Raw genomic sequence first — 17,163 nt, forward strand, 5'->3', positions numbered from 1 at the left:
AAAAATCAGCGGATGCCGGTGAGCTTGTGGGTCTGCAGGCTCAGGCGCCAGGCCGGGTGCTGCAGGCATTGCGCTATGCAGGCGGCCGTGTTGTCGGCCTGCAGGACGTTGTCCATGGGCTGCAGGAAATAGTGGTCGAAACGGGTGCCGGCCTCGATGGCCTGCAGATCGAAGCCGGGCTGCGGCCAGACCAGCTTGAGCTCCTGGCCGCTGCGCTGCACCCAGTCGGCGCCCGCCTTGGGGCTGATGCACAGCCAGTCGATGCCCTCGGGCGCGGCCACGGTGCCATTGCTTTCCACGGAAATGCGAAAGCCGCGCGCATGCAGGGCCGCGATCAGGGGCTCGTCCACCTGCAGCAGGGGCTCCCCCCCGGTCAGCACCACCATGCGGTGCCGGCTGTCGCCGGCCGGCCACTGGGACAGGATGCGTTCTGCCAGGGCGTCGGCCGTGGCGAACTTGCCGCCCAGCGTGCCGTCGGTGCCCACGAAGTCGGTGTCGCAGAACTGGCAGATGGCGCTGGCGCGGTCCTGCTCGCGGCCGGTCCAGAGGTTGCAGCCTGCAAAGCGGCAGAACACGGCCGGCGTGCCGGCCTGGCCGCCCTCGCCCTGCAGGGTGTAGAAGATTTCTTTGACGCTGTAAGTCATGGTGCATGGAGGCCGGTGGTGCCGGCCTGTCGGTGTGCGCGTGCCTGTATCCGTGCCCGCTAGACGGGCGTATAGGCCAGGCGCACGTAGATGGGCGCAAAGGCTTCGGCCTGGGTGATCTCGATCAGCGTTTCCTTGGCCAGCTCCAGCAGGGCGATGAAGGTCACGACCAGCACGGTCGATCCCTTCTCTGGCTCGAACAGGGTCTCGAACTCGACGAAGCGCCGGCCCTGCAGTGCCTTGAGCACCTGGCTCATGTACTCGCGCACCGAGAGTTCCTCGCGCGTGATCTTGTGGCTTTGCACGAGCTTGGCGCGCTTGAGAATGTCGCGCCAGGCCGATTGCAGCTCGGCCACGTCCACATCGGGGAAACGCGGCTGCAGGTTCTGCTCGATATGGACCTGGGCCCGGAGGAAGTCGCGCCCGTAGTGCGGCACCTGGCCCAGCTGTTGGGCGGCCAGCTTGATCTGCTCGTACTCCAGCAGGCGGCGCACCAGTTCGGCGCGCGGGTCCTCGGCTTCCTCGCCATCGTCCTGCTTCTTGGGCGGCAGCAGCATGCGCGACTTGATCTCGATGAGCATGGCCGCCATCAGCAGGTACTCGGCCGCCAGCTCGAGGTTGCGGCTGCGGATTTCGTCGACATAGCGCATGTACTGGCGCGTCACGTCCAGCATGGGAATGTCGAGGATGTTGAAGTTCTGCTTGCGGATCAGGTACAGCAACAGGTCCAGCGGCCCTTCGAAGGCTTCGAGGAAGACCTCCAGCGCATCGGGCGGGATGTACAGGTCCTGCGGCAGGGCGAACAGCGGCTCGCCGTACAGGCGCGCCAAAGCCACCTGGTCGATCACGACCGGTGAATCGTCGCCAGGAGCGGGGGATGCGGCGCCGGCGCCCGCAGGCGCCAGTGCGGACTCAGCCTCGGCCATGCCTTGCTGCGCAGGCATCAGCTGCATGCGCACGGTGCCACAGCGAAACAGGCTGATGTGTCATTGCAGCCGAAATCAGGAGTTCGTCTGGTAGACGTAGGGCTTCTGGTCCACGCGGCCGGCGCGCAGGTCTTCCCAGACTTCGTGGTTCACGTCCTTGTCCCACAGCAGAGAGCGGCCGGCCAGTTGCTGGCTGGGCAGCTCGGGCTTTTGCTTCTTCAGGTCATTGATGAAGTTGGTGGCGTCGGAGCGATAGTCGGGGCGGCGAAAGAATGACATAGTCTGATAACCTCTTGAATCGCGTGATTTTACCGGGACACCGCCGATGAACCTAGTCTCCCGTCTTCTGGGGGTTGCCGTGGCCGTGATGGGCATGCTCTCGCTGCCCGGCTGCGATCCCCAAAACATCAAGGAACTCGAAGAAGGCCTGTCCACCGAGGCCGACGTCCGCGCCCGCTTTGGCGAGCCCGAACGCATCTGGACCGAGCCCGACGGCTCGCGCACCTTCGAGTACAACCGCCAGCCCGCCGGCAGCCGCAACTACATGATCACCATCGGCACCGATGGCCGCATGAGCGCGCTGCGCCAGGTGCTGGCGCCGCACAACTTCGAGAAAATCCGCCCCGGCATGGACGAGGAGCAGGTGCGCCGCATGCTGGGCAAGCCTGCCAAGGTCACCACCTACCAGCTCAAGCAGGAAACCGACTGGGACTGGAACTACATCGATCCCCCCACGCGCGACATGGAGTTCACCGTGACCTTCGGCCCCGACGGCCGCGTGCTGCGCAGCGCCGGCCGCGAGAAACTGCACGGCGGAGCCTGACAACAGGTCCCTGCAAGCCCCTGCGGCGCGCTGTACCCTGCACGCCACAGCGCGCCGGGGCAACAGTCTCTAGAATCCGGGTTTGTACCTATGACACCCATGGGTACGGTGAAGGCCCCGAACCGGGGCCTTTGCGACGATAGATCTGTCACCACCCCGACAATGTCCACGCCCTCCCTACCCGCTGCCGCGCCCGCTGCGCCTGTTTCGGCCACCGCTTCGCTGCGCCATGGCCTCTTCGAGGATGTCCAGGCCCTCTTCACCGGAACCCTGTTCGTGGGCATCGCCATGATGATGTTCGCCCAGGCGGGGCTTTTGACGGGCAGCACGGCGGGCCTGGCCTTCGTGCTGCACTACGCCACGGGCTGGCCGTTCGGCCTCATCTTCTTCGCGATCAACATCCCGTTCTACTGGTTTGCCTGGACGCGCGTGGGCCGCACCTTCACGGTCAAGACCTTCATCTGCGTGGGCGCGCTGTCGCTGATCACCGAAATGGGGCCGCGCCTCATCCACATCGACTACCTGCACCCGGCCTTTGCCGCCATTGCGGGCGGCCTGCTCATGGGCTCGGGCCTGCTGTTCCTGGCGCGCCACCGTTCCAGCCTGGGCGGCGCCACCATCGCCTCGCTCTACCTGCAGGACCGCTACGGCATCCGCGCCGGCAAGGTGCAGATGGCCATCGACTGCTGCGTGGTGCTGCTGGCGCTGTGGGTCGTGCCCTTCGAGCGCGTGGCCTGGTCGGTGCTGGCGGCCGTGGTCATGGGCGTGTTCCTGGCCGTGAGCCACCGGCCCGGGCGCTACGCCGGGCAGTAGCCTCAGGGCGTCAGGGGCTGCCCATCGGGCGTGCGGTAGCGGACCGTGATGCCGCTGTTGTCTGCGGCTGCCCCGTCATCGCTCATGGCATCGACGGCCTTGCCCACTCCCTTGCCGACGATCTTGACCGTGCCCACGGCCGCATCCGCAGCCAGCCCCACGGCCGAGGCCGTGACGCTGACCGCCGTGGCGGTCACGGCCACCACGGTGCAGCCGGACAGCAGGGCGCTGGCGCACAGGCAAAGAAAAGCCCCCAGGGCCGGGGACCGTGAGGGCTTGCGGGACATGGATGCCTTGCTTCAGTGGATGCGCATGCCGGGTGTGGCACCGGGGAAGGGCTCCAGCACGTAGATGCCGGGGTTGGCCTTCTCATCGGCGTGGCTGGCTGCCAGCACCATGCCTTCGGAGATGCCGAACTTCATCTTGCGCGGTGCCAGGTTGGCCACCATCACGGTGAGCTTGCCCTGCAGCTGCTCGGGCTGGTACATGCTGGAGATGCCGGAGAACACGTTGCGTGTCTTGCCTTCGCCCACGTCCAGCGTGAGCTGCAGCAGCTTGGTCGAGCCTTCCACGGGCTTGCATTCCACGATCTTGGCGATGCGCAGGTCCACCTTGGCGAAGTCGTCGATGCTGATGGTTTCGGCAATCTCCTCGCCGCCGGGCAGGACCTTCTCGACCACGGGCTCGGGGGCCTCGAACAGGGCCTCCAGCTGCTTGACGTCCACGCGCTGCATCAGGTGTTTGTACAGGCCGATGGCATGGCCGGCGCCCAGCAGGTTCTGTGCGTCGGCGAACTGCAGCGGCGCCACGTTGAGGAAGCCTTCCACCTGTTCGGCCACGGCCGGCAGGATGGGCTTCAGGTAGATGGTCAGCAGGCGGAAGGCCTCGATGCAGGTGGTGCACACGTCCTGCAGGCGGGCGTCCATGCCTTCCTGCTTGGCCAGCTCCCAGGGCTTGTTGGCATCCACGTATTCGTTGACGCGGTCGCACAGCTGCATGATTTCGCGCACGGCGCGGGCCGTGTCGCGGTTCTCGAAGGCCTGGACGACGGCGTCGCTCTGGCCACGCAGCTGGGCCAGCAGGGCCTGGCCGTCTTCGCTGACCGTGCCCAGCTTGCCGTCGAAGCGCTTGGCGATGAAGCCGGCCGCGCGCGAGGCGATGTTCACGTACTTGCCGATCAGGTCGGAATTGACGCGGGCCATGAAGTCATCGGGGTTGAAGTCGATGTCTTCATTCTTGCCGTTGAGCTTGGCGCCCAGGTAGTAGCGCAGCCACTCGGGGTTCATCTGCAGGCCCAGGTACTTGAGCGGGTCCAGGCCGGTGCCGCGGCTCTTGCTCATCTTCTCGCCGTTGTTCACGGTCATGAAGCCGTGCACGCAGATCTTGGTAGGCGTCTTGCGGCCGCTGAACTTCAGCATGGCGGGCCAGAACAGCGTGTGGAAGGTGATGATGTCCTTGCCGATGAAGTGGTACTGCTCCAGCGCGGGGTCGGCCATGTAGGCCTCGTAGTCCTCGCCACGGCGGTCCAGCAGGTTCTTGAGCGAGGCCAGGTAGCCCACGGGCGCGTCCAGCCAGACGTAGAAGTACTTGCCCGGCGCATCGGGGATCTCGATGCCGAAGTAGGGCGCGTCGCGCGAGATGTCCCAGTCGCCCAGGCCCTCGCTGGTCGTGCCGTCCGGGTTGGTGCGCACGCCGAACCATTCCTTGATCTTGTTGGCCACCTCGGGCTGCACATGCTGGCCGTCCTGGGTCCACTCGGTCAGGAACTCCACACAGCGCGGGTCTGACAGCTTGAAGAAGAAATGCTCCGAGCTCTTGAGCACGGGCTTGGCGCCGGACAGCGCCGAGTAGGGGTTGATCAGGTCGGTGGGCGCGTAGACGGCGCTGCAGACCTCGCAGTTGTCGCCGTACTGGTCCTTGGCGTGGCAGCGCGGGCATTCGCCCTTGATGAAGCGGTCGGGCAGGAACATGTTCTTCTCGGTGTCGAAGAACTGCTCGATGGTGCGCGTCTCGATGAAGCCGGCAGCCTTCAGGTCCCTGTAGATCTGCTGGGCCAGCACGTGGTTTTCGGGCGCGTCGGTGTTGTGCCAGTTGTCGAAGGCGATGTGGAAGCCGTCCAGGTACTGCTTGCGGCCTGCGGCGATGTCGGCCACGAACTGCTGGGGCGTCTTGCCGGCCTTCTCGGCCGCAATCATGATGGGCGCGCCGTGGGCGTCATCGGCACCCACGAAGTTGACCGCGTTGCCCTGCATTCGCTGCGCACGCACCCAGGTGTCGGCCTGGATGTATTCCATGATGTGGCCGATGTGGAAGTTGCCGTTGGCGTACGGCAGGGCGGTGGTGACGAAGAGTTTGCGTGCGGTCATGGATGGCGGCTTTCTCGGGGGAACCTGACATTCTAGAAGGGCTGGGCGGTTGTGGGGCGGCGATGGCTTTTCCGTGCAGGCGGACATACGGGGAGTTGTTGCGGGCCTTCGCTGCGCCAGGCCTGTTGGCTGCAGGCGTCAGCTGGCGACCAGCGGGCGCTGCCAGCCCAGGAACTGCTCTATGTCGCTGCGCCGCGCCAGCGCGTCGCGCCGGCCCAGTGCCATGAGTTCGCGGGTGAAGCTGCGCTCGAACAGCAGGTAGCTGGCCAGGGCGGCGCCGCGCGGGTCGCTGGCGTCCTGGCGCACGCCCAGGGCGCCCAGCAGGGTGCGCATGGGCAGGGGCAACTGGCCCACGTGGCGCGCGGCGATGGCGTCTATGCGTTCGGAGGGTGAGATGACCAGCAGCTGCAGCGGGCGCAGCCGGCTGCGTTCGCGGTCGGCGGGCGGGATCAGGGCCAGGGTCTGGTTGATGCGCTCGGCGCGCTCCACGTCCAGGGACAGGGCGTCCAGGAAGATGCTCGACAGCGTGTGGCCCGCGATGTGGGCCAGCGACGGGTAGCTTGCGCCTTCTGGCGGCGGCCTGGCCGGCGGCTCGGTGCGCCGGCCCGCGCCCACGACGAGGATGCGCTCTGCGCCCAGGTGGATGGCGGGCGCCAGCGGCGCGGTCTGGCGCATGGAGCCGTCGCCGAAGTATTCGGTGGCGCCGTCCAGCGGCAGCGGCGTGGCCGGAAAGATGAAGGGGATGGCCGAGGAGGCCAGCAGGTGCGCGTGCGTGATCTGGGCGGCGGCGGCCTTGCGCTGGTTGCGCACCCAGGGCTGGAGCTGGTCCTGCGCCTGGCAGAAGGTCACATGCTCGCTGGTGGTGTAGCTGGAGGCCGAGACCGCCAGCGCACGCAGGTGGCCGTCCGCGATCAATTGCGGCAGGCGTTCCAGCGGAACCAGGCCACACGACAGCAGGCGGCCCAGCGGCTGGTTGTCCAGCAGCGAGCGCGGGCGCATGCGGCCCCAGCGCGCCAGGGCCCAGCCCAGGGACAGCAGGGTCAGCCAGCGCGCGCCGCTGCGCAGCACGCTCAGCGAGTCGGACAGGTAGATGTCCTCGGGCCGCAGGTTGCGCCAGATGCGCGACATGCGGCGCACGGCCCGGTCGAAATGGTCGCTGCCGCAGGCCAGGGCGGCCGCGTTGATGGCGCCGGCAGAAGTGCCGACCAGGATGGGGAAGGGATTGGGGCCATGCTGCTGGCCGCAGGCGCGGCGTATCTCGGCAATGGCCTCCAGCACGCCGGCCTGGTAGGCGGCGCGGGCGCCGCCGCCGCTGAGCAGCAGTCCGGTGCTGGGGGGAGGGAGGCTGGAGTCGGGTGAGGGCGCGGCATCGGGCATGCCTGGAGTGTGCCGCGCGCCGGCCGTCATCAGATCAGGGGATGACCCCGAAGGAATCAGGCCTTGGCCAGCAGGGAGCCCAGGTCCTTGCCGGAGATCAGGGCGATGCCCTGCTGCTTGGCCCAGGCGGCTGCATTCTCGGCCGGCGGCTGCAGCGACAGGTAGCAGACCGTGGCCGCATCGCGCGCCTGGCCTGCGGCCAGCAGGGCGCGCAGCGGCTCCATGCCGTGCACGCCGGCCTTCCAGCGCCTGGCGCTGGCCACGGTGGTGCGGCCTTCGCGTTCCAGCACGAAGTCGGCGCCGTCCTTGTCGGACAGGCGGGTGACGGTGTAGCCCTCGGCCTGCCAGGCGCGATCGAGCCGATCGGCGAACTCGCGCCAGCTTTGCTGGGCGGCGATCTCCAGGGCCTGCTCCACCTTGGCGGGGCTGGGCGCGCGCAGCTGGCGCCAGGCGGCAACGCAGCCTATGCCGAAGAAGGGCAGGGCGGTGATGGCGGCGAACGGCGCGATGTCCTTGGGCAGCAGCGCCGTGGACACCAGGGTCACCAGCGCGGCCAGCGCGATGCTGATCCACCAGCGCGAGCGCAGCAGGATCGTGAACAGGGAGTTGTGGGCCATCTTGAATTTCACGGGGCGGATCTTTCGCGGAAAAAGGCGGGAGAAATGGGAACAAAGCCAGCGGGGCCTGCATTGTCTCGCGCGGGCGAGGGCTTGGGGCCTTGGATAGACTATCCGGCTCTAGGAGTAATCAAAGCAATGGCAGTCACAGAACAAGCGCTCTTGGCCGCGCTCTCCAGCGTGCTCGACCCCCACACCGGCAAGGACTATGTGAGCACCCGCGCCCTGCGCAACCTGCAGGTCACGGGGGCCGACGTGGCCTTCGACGTGGAGATGGGCTATCCGGCGCAAAGCCTGGTGCCGGCGCTGCGCGGCCAGTTCGTCGCGGCGGCCAAGACCGTCGAGGGCGTGGGCAATGTCTCGGTCAACATCACGTCCAAGGTCGCCGCGCATGCGGTGCAGCGCGGCGTGCAGCTGCTGCCGGGCGTCAAGAACATCATCGCCATCTCGTCCGGCAAGGGTGGCGTGGGCAAGAGCACGACCACGGCCAACCTGGCGCTGGCGCTGGCCGCCGAGGGCGCGCGCGTGGGCATCCTGGACGCCGACATCTACGGCCCCAGCCAGCCCATGATGATGGGCATCTCGGGCCGCCCCGAAAGCCCCGACGGCAAGACCATGGAGCCCATGGAAAGCCACGGCGTGCAGGTCATGTCCATCGGTTTCCTGGTCAACAACGACCAGGCCATGATCTGGCGCGGCCCCATGGCCACGCAGGCGCTGGAGCAGATGCTGCGCCAGACCAACTGGAAGGATCTGGACTACCTGCTGGTGGACATGCCGCCCGGCACCGGCGACATCCAGCTGACGCTGGCCCAGCGCGTGCCCATGACGGGCGCCGTGGTCGTCACCACGCCCCAGGACATCGCCCTGATCGACGCCAAGAAGGGCGTGAAGATGTTCGAGAAGGTGGGCGTGCCCATCCTGGGCCTGGTCGAGAACATGGCAGCCCACGTCTGCACCAACTGCGGCCATGTGGAGCACATCTTCGGCGCCGAGGGCGGCAAGCAGATGGCGGCCGAGTACGGCATCGACTACCTGGGCGCCCTGCCCCTGTCGCTGCAGATCCGCCTGCAGGCCGACAGCGGCAAGCCCACCGTGGTGGCCGAGCCCGACAGCGAGGCCGCGCAGATCTACAAGAAGGTGGCGCGCGACCTGGCCGTGAAGGTGGCGCTCAAGGCACGCGATTTCACGAGCAAGTTCCCCACCATCACGGTGAGCCAGGGAACCTGACCCTTCTGGCGCTGCCGGCATGAACCTGCTGACCTCGATGCGGTATCTGGCGGCGCTCAACGAGCACCGCCATTTCGGCCGCGCGGCGCTGGCATGCCACATCACCCAGCCGGCGCTGTCCAATGCGTTGCGCGCGCTAGAGGAGGAGTTCGGCACGGTCATCGTGCGCCGGGGCCGCTCGTTCGCGGGCTTCACGCCCGAGGGCGATCAGGTGCTGGCCACGGCCCTGGCCATGCTGCGGGCCGAGGAAGGCCTGCGCCAGGAACTGAGCGCTGCCGCCGGCGCGCTGCGCGGGCAGCTGCGCATGGCGGCCGTGCCCACGGCCATGCCCATGCTCACGCGCTTTGCGGCCCTGCTGCGCGAGCACCATCCGGGCATCACGCCCGTGGTGCTGTCCATGAGCTCGGCCGAGATCGAGAGCGGGCTCGAAGACCTGTCCCTGGACCTGGCCCTGGGCTACAGCGCGCGCATGCCGCCGCGCGGACCGCGCCTGCAGTCCTGGCCCCAGTACGAGGAGCACTACTACCTGCTGTGCCGCGAGTGCCCCGAGTGCCGCGATGGGCAGGGCGAGGGCCGGCCCTTTGCCTTTGGCGCCGACATCGCCTGGCGCGAAGTGGCCGGCATGCCGCTGTGCCTGCTCACGCCCGACATGCACAACCGCACGGTGATCGACGAGGCCTTCGCCGCCGTGGACATGGCCGTGCAGCCCGCCATGGAAACCAACTCCGTGCTGACCCTGGTGATGGCCGTGGCGCAAGGAACGGATGGCATGACCACCGTGCTGCCCGGCGCCATGGTGGCAACGGTGCGCCACATGCCAGGCCTGGTGGCCCGGCCGCTGCGCTCGCCCGAACTGGTCACGCCCATAGGCTTCATGGCCCAGCAGGGCGTGGCGCCCACGCGCGCGCTGCAGGCCGCGCTGCAATTGCAGGACGACGCCGGTTGGCGCGCGCAGTGCCTGCGGCATGCGGGGGCGCTGAAAGACTAGGCGGGTTGTGCAGTCTCTGGCGTGGCGTTCGGCGCGGCATTCAGTGCGGCGCGCACCACGTCGGGCGTGAAGGGCGCGGCGTAGAAGCGCCGGCCGGTGGCGTCGAACAGCGCATTGGCCAGCGCGGCCGGGCCGGGCACCGAGGCCGATTCGCCTGCGCCCATGGGGGGCTCGTCCTGGCGCGGCATCAGCACCACTTCGATGGGTGGCAGGTCGCGGAAGCCGATGATGGGGTAGCTGCCCCATTCGCGGCTGGCCACGCCTTGCTCGTTGAAGGCGACCTTCTCCATCAGGCTGCGGCTCAGGGTCTGGATGACGTTGCCGTGGATCTGGTGGCGCACGCCGTCGGGGTTGACCATCATTCCCGTGTCCTGGCCCACGACCAGGCGCCGCACGGCGATGCGGCCGCTGGCGGGGTCCACGTCGATGTCGATGACCCAGGCGGCCCAGGCCGCGCCGAAGCCGGGAAAGCGGCTGTGGATATAGCGCGCATAGGCCACGCCGCGCCCGTGAAGCAGGCCGTCGGCGCCGGGGAGGCCCCGGCTTCCCGGCTGGTTTGGCTGCCAGCCCGCGTGGCGGGCCGTGGCCTCGATCAGCTCGACGGCGCGCGGGTCATCAAGGTGACGAACACGGTAGTCCACGGAGTCGGCGCCGGCCGCATGGGCCAGCTCGTCGATCATGCAATCGTGGGCAAAGGAATTGGGCAGGGCCGAGACGCCGCGCAGCCAGGATGAGCGCACGATAGGCGCCATGTCATGGCAGGTGATGCGCTGGCTGGCGTAGCGGTAGGGCGGCACGGCGGTGCGGTCGCCCATCTCCAGCGTGCGCGGCTCGCCCGGGATGCGGCCGGTGAGCAGCAGGGCCAGCAGCGGCGCGTCGTTGGAGGGGTAGCGCACGGCAAAGTCATAGGCCAGCAGTTCGCCCCGGGCATCGATGGCCGCGCTCACGTCCATGAGCTGGGCCGTGCCCTTGGGCTCCCACTGGTGTTCCTGCTCGCGCGTGAGCTGTACGCGCACGGGCGCGCCCACGGCCATGGACAGCAGGGCGGCGTCGGCGCAGACATCGTCGGCGCAGTTGCGGCCGTAGCAGCCGGCCGCCTCCAGGCGCACGATCTCGATGCGGTCCTCGCCCAGTTGCAGCAGGCGGTCCAGGTCGGTGCGCAGCATGTGGGGGTTCTGCGTGCCGGCCCAGAGCTTGAGACGGCCCCCGCTGAAATCGGCCACGGCGCAGGACGGGCCGATGGAGGCATGCATCTGGTAGGGCCAGACGTAGCTGCGGCGCAGTTCGGTGGCCGCACCCGTGCCGACGCCCGCGAAGGCATCGTCCACAGTGCCCTGGTCCACCAGCGAGCGGTGCTGGGCGGGATTGGCTCGTATCGCCGCAGCCAGATCGGATAAGTCAGGCGCTGGCGGCACGGCCTGCCATTGCACGCGCAGCGCGCGCATGGCGGCAATGGCCTGTTCCTCGCGGTCGGCGACCACGCCGACGAAATCACCTTCGGTGACCACCTGCACGTTGCCGGGCAGGTGGGCCACGGAGTCGCGCTCCACGGCCACCAGGCAGCGGCCGATGAAGCTGCCGCCGTCGCGGCCCGGGTGCGGAGGGCGGATGACGCGGCCATGGCGCATGCCGGGCACGCGCACATCGTGCACAAAGCTCAGCTCGCCCGTGGCCTTGGCAGGGATGTCCACGCGCGCCGCGCCACGGCCGACCAGCCGGTATTCGCTGGCGGGCTTGAGCTTCACTTCCTGATCGGGCGGGGCCAGCGTCAGCTGCAATTGCTGGCCGCGCAGCAGATCGCCATAGCCGAGTTCGCGGGCATCGCTGCCATCGGCAAAGCGCACCGCGCCTTCCCGTGCCTGGAGCCGGTCCGCCGCCACATTCCATTGCTGCGCGGCCAGTGCCAGCAACTGCTCGCGCGCCTGGGCGGCGGCGCGGCGCAGCGGCACGGCCGAGATCTGGATGCTGGCGCTGGCAATGGTCGGGCCCTGGTTGGGTGCGGCGGCCGTGTGGCCCAGCACCATGTCCAGGCGCTCCAAAGGCACTTCGAGTTCTTCCGCCACGATCTGCGCCAGGGCCGTGCGTATGCCCGTGCCCAGGTCCACATGGCCGTTGAAGGCCAGGGCGCGCCAGCCCTGGGGCGCGGCTTCGTCGGCCAGCACGGCCACGAAGACCTCGGGCGTGGATTGCACATAGTCGGTGGCCGTGCCGGGCTGGCCGGGCGCGGGGCGCGGCGGCACCACGGGCTGGCGCACCACGAGCAGGGTGTCGGCGCGCGTGAGCAGCTGTGCGTGCAGGGCTTGGGGCTGGGGCAGGTTCATGGGGCGGTGTTCTTCGCGGGTACGCCTTCAGGCGTGCCCTGTGCATGTTATGCACTCCGGGGCCGGCTGCGCAGGGCCGGCCCCATAGGCGCGTTGGCGCGGTGGGATCAACCTGCGGCGAGGGCGTCGGTGTCGGCGATGGCCTGGCCCAGCGGCATCACGGCCGCGTACTTCTGGGCCATGTCGAACAGGTTGGCCTCGTGCGGGCCCAGGGCGCGGTCGCCGCAGCAGTCGGCCACCACCAGCGGGCGAAAGCCCGACTGCATGGCATCGACCACGCTGGCGCGCACGCAGCCGCTGGTCACGCAGCCGGCCACCAGCAGGGTCTGCACGCCGCGCTGGGCCAGCCAGGGTGCGAGCATGGTGCCGAAGAAGGCCGAAGGCGTGCTCTTGCGCACCACGTATTCGCCAGCGGCCGGGGCCAGCTGGGGCACGATGGCGCTGTTGGGGCTGTCTTCCTTCAGGGTCAGCATGCCGGGAACCTTCAGGCAGAAGATGTTGTGGTCGGCATCGTCGTCCGAGAACACGATGCGGCTGTGCGCCACGGGCCAGCCGCGCTCGCGCGCATGGGCCAGCAGGTGCTGCGTCTGCGCGATGGCTTCGGGGATGTTGCCGCCGCCAAAGACGGCCGGGTCGGTAAAGCCGTTGACGAAGTCGATGATGAGCAGGCCGAACGGGGCCTTGAGCGGCAGCGGCGTGCCGAAGCCCTGGCGTGCGTAGGCAGAGATGTCGCCCTGCACGCCCTCGGTGGGAACGCTCTGCGTGCTGGTGGTGGCGGTTGTCATGCGATGTCCTTTCCTTGCTTGGACCTTTTGGCGGCGCGCGCCAGTCCTTCCTCGTCCTGCACCACGCCGTCGATGACCGTGGGCTTGCCGTCCAGCGCCACCGAGCAGTGGCGCATGGGGATGTCGATGTGGCAGGCCGTGGTGCGGCTGCCCCCGGCCTCGTTGTTGGGGCCCATGGACCACAGGAAGTTGCCCTCGAAGGCGCGGGCGTCCATGCCGATGTGGGTTTCCTTGTTGTAGTGGGCCAGCATGGACCAGTGGGCGCGCGGCTGCAGCCCCCAGCCGATGTGGGAGACGGCATAGGCCTCGGGGTCCTCGTAGGAGGCCATGTACTCCTTGAGGATGTCGGCCTGCAGGCCGCCGCTGATGCGCGTGACGTAGCCCTTTTCGATGACGAGTTCGATGGGCTCGGTCACGTAGTCCTTCATGGGCAGCAGGATGTCGCCCCGGTCCAGCACCACGCGGCCGTTGCTCTCGCCCTCGTCGGGCCAGGTCAGCACGAAGCCGCTGGGCCAGTGGTCCCAGCGGCCGGGCTGGTCCACGAAGCCGTATTCGCAGATGGCCGGGAAGCTGCCCAGGCGGCAGCGCAGGTCGGTGCCCGCGGCCGAGGTGATGTGCATCTGCCCGGCCGCCTCGATCCGCTTGGATGCGGCCTGCACGCGCGCGCGGTCGCCCTCGGTGGGCACCAGGCGGCACAGCACCTCAGGCGGCTCCACGGCCAGCAGGATCTTGGTGCCGGTCTGCAGGATCTCGTGCTGCTCGGGCGAGAACAGCAGGGTCATCAGGTCCAGCACCAGGTCGCTGGCCTTGAGCGCGGCGATGGCGGCGGGGTTGCCGGTCAGCGGCGTCGTGCCCAGGTAGGCCAGCGAGTCGCGGCTCAGTGATTTTTCGGCATTGACGGGCGGCAGGTCCAGGCGGTTGACGCGCGCCCCCATTTCGCTGGAGGCGGCAATGGCACAGCGCAGCGTCTGCGGGTGCGTGTCGGCGCCCGTGAGCACGGTGACGGTCTGGCCGGCTTCGAGCCGGGACAGCGTGAGCACCTGCTTCCAGGCGTGGATCAGATCGATATCGCTGACGGACATGGTCGGCTCCTTGGTGTCGCGATGGATGGGAGTGGGCTGCGGTTGGACATTCAGTCCACCCGCGCGCCGAGGAAATCGCCCAGGGCCGAATAGAACCCGGCCTCGTTGTCCCAGGGAATCATGTGGCCGGCATTGGGCACGCGCACATGCTCGGTCTGGGGTGCCAGGCCTTGCCACTCGGCCACGTCCTCGCTGCGCACCACGTCGCCGCGCTCGGCCGTGACCAGCAGCAGCGGGTGCTGGATGCGGGGCAGGTCGGCATGGATGTCGTCACGGCCGAAGTCCTCGAAGCTCTGCACGATGGCCGGCTCGTGGCAGGTGTGCAGCCACTGGGCGCGCAGCTGGCGCTGCTCTTCGGTCCAGGTGGGGCAGAAGGCGCGCATGGCCTCGGCATCCATGCCCAGCGTGGCCTGGCGGATGGAGTCCACATACCAGGGCAGGGCGGCCGGGTAGGCGCGGCGGCCGGGGCCGGAGACCGGCGGATCGACGATGACCAGGCGCGTGAGCCCCACCGGCTGGCTGCGCGCAGCGCGCACGGCAATGCGCCCGCCCATGGAGTGGCCGACCAGCGCCCAGCGCTGCAGGCCCAGGGCCTGGGCGAAGGCGGCCACGTCGGCGGCCTGGGCATCGAGGCTGTAGTCCAGGCCCGGGCCGGAGGACGACAGGCCGCGCCCGCGCACGTCCAGCACATAGGTGTCGAACTGGCGGCCCAGGTGCTCGGCCACGAAGCCCCAGGTCACGGCCGGGCTGGTGATGCCGGGGATCAGGATGACGGCGTCGCGCTGCGCGCGTTCGCCCTCGGCGCCGCCGTAGCGCAGGTAGTGCTGGCGGATGCCGTTGGCATGGACGTTGCCGCCGTAGCGGAATGTGCTGGGGGTGCTGGAGGTGCTGGTCATGCGTGTGTTCCTCAGGCCTTGGCTGCGCTGGTGCCGGTGTCGTAGGGGTAGGCGCCCGACAGCAGCGCGCCCGCGCCCGGCACCACGGGGTCCAGCCCCAGTTCCTTGAGGATGGCATAGGTGGTGGCGATGGAGGCGGTCAGCACGGGCTTGCCGGTCTGGGCCTCGACCTGGGCCACGGCCGGCAGCGAGGGCATCTGCACGCAGGCCGACAGCACGATCACGTCGGCGTCGGCGTAGTTCATGCCGGCCACGATGCCGGGCAGCTTGGCGGGGTCGTGGCGGCCCACGTCCAGGTTGTCGGGGATCTCCAGCGCGCGCCAGTCCACGATCTCGAAGCCTTCGGCGGCCACGTAGTCCATGACCAGCTGGGTCAGCGGAATCATGTAGGGCGCCACCAGGGCGATCTTCCTGGCGCCCATGACCTTGAGCGCTTCCACCAGCGCGCCGGCGCTGGTGATCACCGGGGCGGTGGCGCCATTGCTGGCCGTGCGCTCGGTCAGGCGCTGCTGCGAGACGCGGTGGTAGCCCTTGCCCATGGCCATGATGGCCACCAGGCAGGCATAGCCCAGCACGTCCACGCGCGCGTCGCTCAGCTCCAGCGCGCAGCGGTCGCTTTCGGCGTCCATGGCGGCCAGTTCCTCCTTCTGGACCTTCTTCATGCGCATGCGGCTGGAGTGGAAGGTGAAGCGGTCCTGCGGGCGCAGCGTGGAGTGGGCCTGCAGCATGGCCGGCACCTCGGTCTCCATGGTGGTGTTGGAGCTGGGGACGATCTGGCCGATGCGGAACGTTTTGGTCATGGACTTGCCTTTGCGAAGTTTCGAGGGTTTCTGATCAGAATCAACTGAGTGTGTACGCTTTATTCTTGCAAAAGACGTGCCGCCTTGCAAATGAGAATTTTCTCGGGGTTTGTACTTATTTGGTGCAGAAATTGCACCAAAAATGGCGAACTTCAATTTATTCTGCCGCCCTATGGTGCATGCGTCTATTTGAAAAATTCAAGCGCATACACCTGAATTAAGTGTTTTGTTGCCTGGCACGCTTCCTGCTCTACACCCTGCAAGGACGCGCCGAAGCAACGGTTGCCCCGTCTGGCTTTCAACATTCCTGCAAGGAGAAAACTGTGTCTCAATCCCCTCGAATCGCCGTTGTCGGCGCCGGTCTCGGCGGGGCTGCAGCTGCCAAGCTGCTGCTCCAGGAAGGCTTCAATGTCCGCGTCTATGAGCAGGCGCCCAGCTTCTCGCGCCTGGGAGCCGGCATCCACGTCGGGCCCAATGTGATGAAGATCCTGCGCCGCATCGGCATCGAGGACGCGCTCAACGAGCAGGGCTCGCATCCCGACTACTGGTACAGCCGCCACTGGCAGACGGGCGACGTGCTGGCCCAGATTCCGCTGGGCGACTACGCCGTCAAGGAATACGGCGCCAGCTACCTGACCGTGCACCGTGGCGACTTCCATGCGCTGCTGGTCGAGGCCCTGCCCGACAGCGTGATGGCCTACGGCAAGTTCCTGACCAAGGTGGAGGACCGCGGCAATGTGGTCGTCATGCACTTTGCCGACGGCACGACCGAGGAGGCCGACATCGTCATCGGCGCCGATGGCGTGAACTCCCGCATCCGCGAGGAACTCCTGGGCCCGGAGCTGCCCAAGTACGCGGGCTACCTGGCCCACCGCGCCGTGTTCCCCACGCCCGAGGTCAAGGCCGGCATGCTGCCCTTCGACGCCTGCGTGAAGTGGTGGAGCGATGACCGCCACATGATGACCTACTTCGTCACCGGCAAGGCCGACGAGCTGTACTACGTGACCGGCGTGCCCGTCGAGAAGTGGGACCTCAACGACCGCTGGCTGCCCAGCAGCAAGGAAGAGATGCGCGAGGCCTTCTCGGGCTGGCATCCCACCGTGCAGGCACTGATCGACGCCACCGTGGAAGTGACCAAGTGGTCGCTGCTCGAGCGCGATCCGCTGCCGCTGTGGAGCCGTGGCCGCCTGGTGCTGCTGGGCGATGCCTGCCACCCCATGAAGCCCCACATGGCCCAGGGCGCCGCCATGGCCATCGAGGACGGCGCCATGCTGGCGCGCTGCCTCAAGGAAGTCGGCGCGCACAACCATGAGCTGGCCTTCGCCCTGTACGAAGCCAACCGTGCCGAGCGCGCCAGCAAGGTGCAGCGCATCTCGCACGACAACACCTGGCTGCGCACCAACGAAGATCCGTCCTGGTGCTTCGGCTACGACGTGTTCAACGTGCCCCTGGTCGAGCCCAAGGTCAAGGCAGCGGCCTGATACTCGCTGCCTTG

The 17,163-nt window shown here is 68.2% G+C and carries 17 protein-coding genes; 5 read left to right on the forward strand and 12 right to left on the reverse strand.

Translation table 11 applies throughout. The features are described from left to right. Positions 1-5: 5 nt before the first annotated feature. The 3 genes from queE to ACF8ME_RS19595 all read right to left on the reverse strand — a co-directional run bounded on the left by queE (position 6) and on the right by ACF8ME_RS19595 (position 1,849). Positions 6-644 carry a 7-carboxy-7-deazaguanine synthase gene (gene queE, locus ACF8ME_RS19585; RefSeq protein ID WP_016449045.1) on the reverse strand — a complete coding sequence of 213 codons (639 nt, stop codon included), beginning with the start codon at positions 642-644 and terminating at the stop codon, positions 6-8. A 59-nt stretch (positions 645-703) separates the two neighbouring features. Then, on the reverse strand, positions 704-1,570 hold the full coding sequence (locus tag ACF8ME_RS19590; RefSeq protein WP_392417930.1) for a segregation and condensation protein A: 867 nt from the start codon (positions 1,568-1,570) through the stop codon (positions 704-706). A 75-nt stretch (positions 1,571-1,645) separates the two neighbouring features. Continuing rightward, entirely contained in the window at positions 1,646-1,849 is a 204-nt protein-coding gene (locus ACF8ME_RS19595; RefSeq protein ID WP_012203764.1) for a DUF3460 family protein, read from the reverse strand. A gap of 46 nt (positions 1,850-1,895) precedes the next feature. Here ACF8ME_RS19595 and bamE point away from each other — a divergent pair, with 46 nt between their 5' ends. Next, positions 1,896-2,393 (forward strand): outer membrane protein assembly factor BamE, encoded by a 498-nt coding sequence (gene bamE / locus ACF8ME_RS19600; protein WP_209672181.1) that lies wholly within the window; start codon positions 1,896-1,898, stop codon positions 2,391-2,393. A 162-nt stretch (positions 2,394-2,555) separates the two neighbouring features. Continuing rightward, positions 2,556-3,206, forward strand: a complete 651-nt coding sequence (locus ACF8ME_RS19605; protein ID WP_392417884.1) for a YitT family protein — start codon at positions 2,556-2,558, stop codon at positions 3,204-3,206. A 2-nt stretch (positions 3,207-3,208) separates the two neighbouring features. Here the strand turns inward: ACF8ME_RS19605 and ACF8ME_RS19610 are convergent, their stop codons facing one another. From ACF8ME_RS19610 to ACF8ME_RS19625, 4 genes are all read right to left on the reverse strand, one after another. Beyond that, a complete protein-coding gene (locus ACF8ME_RS19610) occupies positions 3,209-3,493 on the reverse strand; it encodes a hypothetical protein (protein ID WP_013803903.1) in 285 nt (94 codons plus the stop codon). Between the two features lie 12 nt (positions 3,494-3,505). Then, complete coding sequence (gene metG / locus ACF8ME_RS19615) at positions 3,506-5,572, reverse strand: methionine--tRNA ligase (RefSeq protein ID WP_392417886.1); 2,067 nt, start codon at positions 5,570-5,572, stop codon at positions 3,506-3,508. Between the two features lie 138 nt (positions 5,573-5,710). Beyond that, positions 5,711-6,949, reverse strand: a complete 1,239-nt coding sequence (locus tag ACF8ME_RS19620; RefSeq protein WP_016454164.1) for a patatin-like phospholipase family protein — start codon at positions 6,947-6,949, stop codon at positions 5,711-5,713. A 56-nt stretch (positions 6,950-7,005) separates the two neighbouring features. Further along, entirely contained in the window at positions 7,006-7,566 is a 561-nt protein-coding gene (locus ACF8ME_RS19625) for a restriction endonuclease (protein WP_392417889.1), read from the reverse strand. A gap of 138 nt (positions 7,567-7,704) precedes the next feature. Here ACF8ME_RS19625 and apbC point away from each other — a divergent pair, with 138 nt between their 5' ends. Continuing rightward, complete coding sequence (gene apbC / locus ACF8ME_RS19630) at positions 7,705-8,796, forward strand: iron-sulfur cluster carrier protein ApbC (protein ID WP_012203771.1); 1,092 nt, start codon at positions 7,705-7,707, stop codon at positions 8,794-8,796. 19 nt (positions 8,797-8,815) lie between these two features. Next, entirely contained in the window at positions 8,816-9,784 is a 969-nt protein-coding gene (locus ACF8ME_RS19635; RefSeq protein ID WP_097203310.1) for a LysR family transcriptional regulator, read from the forward strand. Here ACF8ME_RS19635 and ACF8ME_RS19640 read toward each other — a convergent pair. The 5 genes from ACF8ME_RS19640 to ACF8ME_RS19660 all read right to left on the reverse strand — a co-directional run bounded on the left by ACF8ME_RS19640 (position 9,781) and on the right by ACF8ME_RS19660 (position 15,668). Continuing rightward, positions 9,781-12,105 (reverse strand): molybdopterin cofactor-binding domain-containing protein, encoded by a 2,325-nt coding sequence (locus ACF8ME_RS19640; protein WP_392417891.1) that lies wholly within the window; start codon positions 12,103-12,105, stop codon positions 9,781-9,783. The genes ACF8ME_RS19635 and ACF8ME_RS19640 overlap by 4 nt on opposite strands. A gap of 107 nt (positions 12,106-12,212) precedes the next feature. After that, the gene (locus ACF8ME_RS19645; protein WP_392417893.1) at positions 12,213-12,890 is read right to left on the reverse strand and encodes an N-carbamoylsarcosine amidohydrolase; all 678 of its coding nucleotides are present in this window, start codon (positions 12,888-12,890) and stop codon (positions 12,213-12,215) included. After that, positions 12,887-13,972 carry a 2,5-dihydroxypyridine 5,6-dioxygenase gene (locus ACF8ME_RS19650; protein ID WP_216294866.1) on the reverse strand — a complete coding sequence of 362 codons (1,086 nt, stop codon included), beginning with the start codon at positions 13,970-13,972 and terminating at the stop codon, positions 12,887-12,889. Before ACF8ME_RS19650 ends, ACF8ME_RS19645 begins: the two co-directional genes overlap by 4 nt. Positions 13,973-14,022: 50 nt before the next feature. Beyond that, positions 14,023-14,868, reverse strand: a complete 846-nt coding sequence (locus ACF8ME_RS19655; protein ID WP_016454169.1) for an alpha/beta fold hydrolase — start codon at positions 14,866-14,868, stop codon at positions 14,023-14,025. An 11-nt stretch (positions 14,869-14,879) separates the two neighbouring features. Continuing rightward, a complete protein-coding gene (locus tag ACF8ME_RS19660) occupies positions 14,880-15,668 on the reverse strand; it encodes an Asp/Glu racemase (RefSeq protein ID WP_047217950.1) in 789 nt (262 codons plus the stop codon). A 323-nt stretch (positions 15,669-15,991) separates the two neighbouring features. Between ACF8ME_RS19660 and ACF8ME_RS19665 the strand changes: the two genes are divergently transcribed. Next, the gene (locus tag ACF8ME_RS19665; protein WP_016449030.1) at positions 15,992-17,149 is read left to right on the forward strand and encodes an FAD-dependent monooxygenase; all 1,158 of its coding nucleotides are present in this window, start codon (positions 15,992-15,994) and stop codon (positions 17,147-17,149) included. Positions 17,150-17,163 lie beyond the last annotated feature (14 nt).

The sequence above is a fragment of the Delftia sp. WSY_7 genome (genome assembly GCF_043104845.1).
Classification (GTDB): Bacteria; Pseudomonadota; Gammaproteobacteria; order Burkholderiales; family Burkholderiaceae_C; genus Comamonas; species Comamonas tsuruhatensis.

Bases quoted from the DNA above. Each gene is read 5' to 3' on its own strand.
- ACF8ME_RS19610 (WP_013803903.1), bottom strand. From the start codon at position 3,493: ATGTCCCGCAAGCCCTCACGGTCCCCGGCCCTGGGGGCTTTTCTTTGC.
- metG (WP_392417886.1), bottom strand. From the start codon at position 5,572: ATGACCGCACGCAAACTCTTCGTCACCACCGCCCTGCCGTACGCCAAC.
- ACF8ME_RS19640 (WP_392417891.1), bottom strand. From the start codon at position 12,105: ATGAACCTGCCCCAGCCCCAAGCCCTGCACGCACAGCTGCTCACGCGC.
- ACF8ME_RS19650 (WP_216294866.1), bottom strand. From the start codon at position 13,972: ATGTCCGTCAGCGATATCGATCTGATCCACGCCTGGAAGCAGGTGCTC.
- ACF8ME_RS19620 (WP_016454164.1), bottom strand. From the start codon at position 6,949: ATGCCCGATGCCGCGCCCTCACCCGACTCCAGCCTCCCTCCCCCCAGC.
- bamE (WP_209672181.1), top strand. From the start codon at position 1,896: ATGAACCTAGTCTCCCGTCTTCTGGGGGTTGCCGTGGCCGTGATGGGC.
- ACF8ME_RS19595 (WP_012203764.1), bottom strand. From the start codon at position 1,849: ATGTCATTCTTTCGCCGCCCCGACTATCGCTCCGACGCCACCAACTTC.
- ACF8ME_RS19660 (WP_047217950.1), bottom strand. From the start codon at position 15,668: ATGACCAAAACGTTCCGCATCGGCCAGATCGTCCCCAGCTCCAACACC.
- apbC (WP_012203771.1), top strand. From the start codon at position 7,705: ATGGCAGTCACAGAACAAGCGCTCTTGGCCGCGCTCTCCAGCGTGCTC.
- ACF8ME_RS19645 (WP_392417893.1), bottom strand. From the start codon at position 12,890: ATGACAACCGCCACCACCAGCACGCAGAGCGTTCCCACCGAGGGCGTG.
- ACF8ME_RS19635 (WP_097203310.1), top strand. From the start codon at position 8,816: ATGAACCTGCTGACCTCGATGCGGTATCTGGCGGCGCTCAACGAGCAC.
- ACF8ME_RS19625 (WP_392417889.1), bottom strand. From the start codon at position 7,566: ATGGCCCACAACTCCCTGTTCACGATCCTGCTGCGCTCGCGCTGGTGG.
- ACF8ME_RS19590 (WP_392417930.1), bottom strand. From the start codon at position 1,570: ATGGCCGAGGCTGAGTCCGCACTGGCGCCTGCGGGCGCCGGCGCCGCA.
- queE (WP_016449045.1), bottom strand. From the start codon at position 644: ATGACTTACAGCGTCAAAGAAATCTTCTACACCCTGCAGGGCGAGGGC.
- ACF8ME_RS19605 (WP_392417884.1), top strand. From the start codon at position 2,556: ATGTCCACGCCCTCCCTACCCGCTGCCGCGCCCGCTGCGCCTGTTTCG.
- ACF8ME_RS19655 (WP_016454169.1), bottom strand. From the start codon at position 14,868: ATGACCAGCACCTCCAGCACCCCCAGCACATTCCGCTACGGCGGCAAC.